The organism is Coraliomargarita parva, assembly GCF_027257905.1.
Lineage (GTDB): Bacteria > Verrucomicrobiota > Verrucomicrobiia > Opitutales > Coraliomargaritaceae > Coraliomargarita_A > Coraliomargarita_A parva.
The window spans coordinates 35,001-38,283 of record NZ_JAPZEI010000017.1 but is presented as its reverse complement, the minus strand read 5'-3'; the positions used below and the strand labels follow the sequence as shown (position 1 = coordinate 38,283).

Annotated in this window: 4 protein-coding genes (1 of these 4 running past the window's edge); 2 read left to right on the top strand and 2 right to left on the bottom strand. The window is 56.9% G+C overall.

All coding sequences use genetic code 11. From position 1 onward, the window contains the following. Positions 1–222 precede the first annotated feature (222 nt). A complete protein-coding gene (locus O2597_RS18160; protein ID WP_269527138.1) occupies positions 223–969 on the bottom strand; it encodes a putative 4-mercaptohistidine N1-methyltransferase in 747 nt (248 codons plus the stop codon). Between the two features lie 18 nt (positions 970–987). Continuing rightward, the gene (locus O2597_RS18155) at positions 988–2,160 is read right to left on the bottom strand and encodes a M29 family metallopeptidase (RefSeq protein ID WP_269527136.1); all 1,173 of its coding nucleotides are present in this window, start codon (positions 2,158–2,160) and stop codon (positions 988–990) included. 153 nt (positions 2,161–2,313) lie between these two features. Between O2597_RS18155 and O2597_RS18150 the strand changes: the two genes are divergently transcribed. Both O2597_RS18150 and O2597_RS18145 read left to right on the top strand, forming a co-directional pair. Continuing rightward, positions 2,314–2,904 carry a sugar transferase gene (locus O2597_RS18150; RefSeq protein ID WP_269527134.1) on the top strand — a complete coding sequence of 197 codons (591 nt, stop codon included), beginning with the start codon at positions 2,314–2,316 and terminating at the stop codon, positions 2,902–2,904. Positions 2,905–3,137: 233 nt separating this feature from the next. After that, positions 3,138–3,283 carry the beginning of an FAD-dependent oxidoreductase gene (locus tag O2597_RS18145; protein WP_269527132.1) on the top strand. It continues 1,537 nt past the right edge of the window, so only the first 146 of its 1,683 coding nucleotides appear in the window; the start codon lies at positions 3,138–3,140; the stop codon falls past the right edge of the window.

Genomic DNA, 3,283 nt, shown 5'->3' with positions numbered 1-3,283 from the left:
CCATTCATCTGCAATGTCGATATCCAAGACAACTGCATCTTACGAGGCAGACAACAAAACAGACGGAATCCGATTCATTTAAAGGCCGAACAGGTAGGGGCGTTCGTCCCGAACGCCATTGCGGTGTGGCACGCAAGCATCAGCCCTCGACGCGACAACCCTGATGGCGGCTGGGGACAGCCGCCGCTACCGTTGATTTGCCGAGGCGGGGAATCCGTCTTTTTACTCACAACGGATCCAGCGACTGGCCTGGGCGATACTGTATTGGAATTTACGCGCGTGCTCACGGATCAGAAAGGGCATATCCCAATGCGCCTGAAGGCGAAAGGCAGGGTGAAGCGCCTCGCGTAGACCGGCAAAGGAATCTTCCGCACCAAGGCCGAGCCAGTTGGCCTGAGGCGTGTATTCCTCCAACCAGGTAAAAGGCGTCGTGATAAACAACTGGCCGCCGGGTGCGAGCAGCTCCGGCAGGCGCTCAAGCAACCGCATCGGCTCGGGCAAGCGGCAAATTAAATTACAGGCAAGTACCACGTCATAGCGTCCCAGTCCCTCCCGCAGATGCATCGCATCACCTTGCTCAAAAGAGACACGACTGCGGTCGATTCCGGGTTCGATCTGGACGGCCACATCGGTGGTGTGCGTCCCTTCATCCAGCCGGGTCGCCGGATGTGTCCCGTCCTTCTTCAGGCGCAAGGCGGCATCAATGAAGGCTTGCGAATAATCGATCCCCAGCACCTCACGGCAGTGACGGGCGAGTTCGAAAGTCGAACGGCCGACCGAGCAGCCGAGATCCAAGGCCCGTCCACATTGCGGGATCCGCGCGAGATCCAAGCCCTCCTCCACACAACGGCGCGGAAAGTCCAAAGCATCCGCTCCCCCGAATTGATAGGGAAACTGTTGTTCCGGGGTCGCGTGATGGAAGATGAGATACTGCTGCAGCAGCTCATCCGTCTCATAGGGATTGCTCATCCAGCCGGCCTCGAATGCTTAGGCCTCGACCGGCAATTCCGCTTCCAGCAAACGGAGCATGAACTCGGCCGGTTTGTAGTGCCGGATCAAGACCTCGGTTTTGCCGTCTTTGATCATGCGGGCCTCGGGCAAGCGAATCTCCGGCGTCTTGTGCGGTGCATAGAGGACATCGTCGTGGGAGGCATTCTTGTGCTCCTTGAAAAGATCCGGGGTGATATTACCACCGAGGTGGTCGTCGCGACCGGTCGCCACGTGGATCGTACCGAGTATTTTCTCGTCCTGGATATCACGGCCTGAAAACGGCAGGACCTGGGTCCCGAATCCAAGTTCCCCGATCGCACCGGTCATCGGATCGTCTGCCAAGCGCGCATTGTGCGCCTCGATCTCGGCGTAATCCCCATAGACGAACTGGGATTTGTAGATCTTGCCGTCCTTCACATGCAAAAGTCCGATCGTACTCTCGTCGTACTTGAAGGGAAAGACACCCTCCGCGCTTTCCGGAACGAAGTACACTTCTCCGGCGGGCAGATTGGCCACATCCGGCTTGCCCGGAGGACAGAGCCCATGGCTTTTCTGCGCTTCCTGGCCGTTGGTATGGAGAATAAGGGTGTAGATCTTCCCTTCCACCTGGAAGTCGATCTCGAAACGGTCCGCCTGGGTCAGGCCGAGACGAAGCTTCTCGGCATCCTCACTGACGGCATCGTAATCCACCGCCAAACCGCTATCGAGAATGATCTGGTTCAGGCCATGCAGAGTCGCGCCACGGAAGCCGAACTCTTTGCACTTGGCGGTCAGCGGCGCAGTCGCCGAGAAAGTCGAAACAGTCAGGATGATGTCATAGTTCGGATAAATATCCCGGTCGAGACTGAGCTGGTGCCCTTCCGGGTCATAGCATTCATCCTCCATGTCAAGGTTGCTGCCACCGGTTTCCTTGTAGGCATAGATCTCGCCTCCGGTCCAGTTCATCTCAGCCAAGGCACCGGCCTTGAAGCCCTTGTAAAAGACCTCGTGCCCGTAATTCTGGATGGAAAGGGTCTCGTCATCGAGAAATTTGAAGTCCTCGATGTCGGCCGGATTCGGCAGGTCGATCAGGACACAGACTTTTTCCCCGTTCCCTTTGCCGAAACAGGTAGTCAGCAAACGGGTCAGCTTGAAGGGTGGAAAACGGCGTTCGTTTGGATCTAGGATCATGGGATTAGTACGAGTGGTGATGATTTCGTGCGTCGATCATGTCAGGATCAACTTCCGCCGGCACATCGAATGGTAGGTTGACTGGCCGCCGGTTGTGATTGTTATCGTAATGATCCTGTAGAACTTACAAATAAGCCCGAAAGTCACAAGCGGATGAAACGAGTATTCGATATTTTTGTCAGCCTCGGACTATTACTCGTCCTGATAGTCCCACTCGCGGGCCTGCTGCTAATCCAATACATGGTCATGGGAGCCCCGGCATTTTTCCGCCAGGTCCGGGCGGGACACGGGGGACGGCCCTTCCGCATCGTGAAATTCAGGACGATGCGTAGCGGACAGGGAAGCGATGCGGAACGACTGACCCGCTGGGGACAGTTACTGCGCTCCACCAGCCTGGACGAGCTCCCCGAGCTCTGGAATGTACTCAAGGGCGAAATGAGCCTGGTCGGGCCCCGGCCCCTGCCCACCATTTACATCGAACGTTACTCGGCAGACCAAGCACGGCGTCACGAAGTCCTGCCGGGGATTACCGGCTGGGCCCAAGTCAATGGACGCAACGGCTTGAGCTGGGAGCGTCAGTTCGAGCTGGACCTTTGGTATGTCGAGCACCGCAGTCTCCGGCTCGACCTGAAGATCCTGGCCATGACCCTGTTCACGGTAATACGCCGTGAAAACATCAGCGAGGACGGGCAGGCCACCCGGAGCGAATTTCTCGGCAAGCAAAAATCGCCCCCCAAGCAATGATGTCACACGCGCCCCCCCCCCAGAAGCATCTCGAGTTGAAGCGCTTACGCGCCGCTCCACCAACTAAACGGCCCCGATGCGATCGTCTACGTCTGCTGGATCGGGAAATTTCCAAAACCGATTTCCGGTAAACTCTCCCCTTGGAAAATTCCCGTTAACATACATATTCAGAACTGCTTACAACTCGCTGACCGAATGAAGCAAGCCCTCCTACCCCACTACATTCTAAATCCATGATCCTCGATCTAAGCTCAATACCCCCGGAGGATTTAATCGAGTCCGATGTATGTATTGTCGGAGCCGGCGTGGCTGGCTTGATCCTGGCCAAAGAGTTGAGCCGGCAGGGCCTGCAAATCACAGTCCTGGAAAGCGGGGGCAG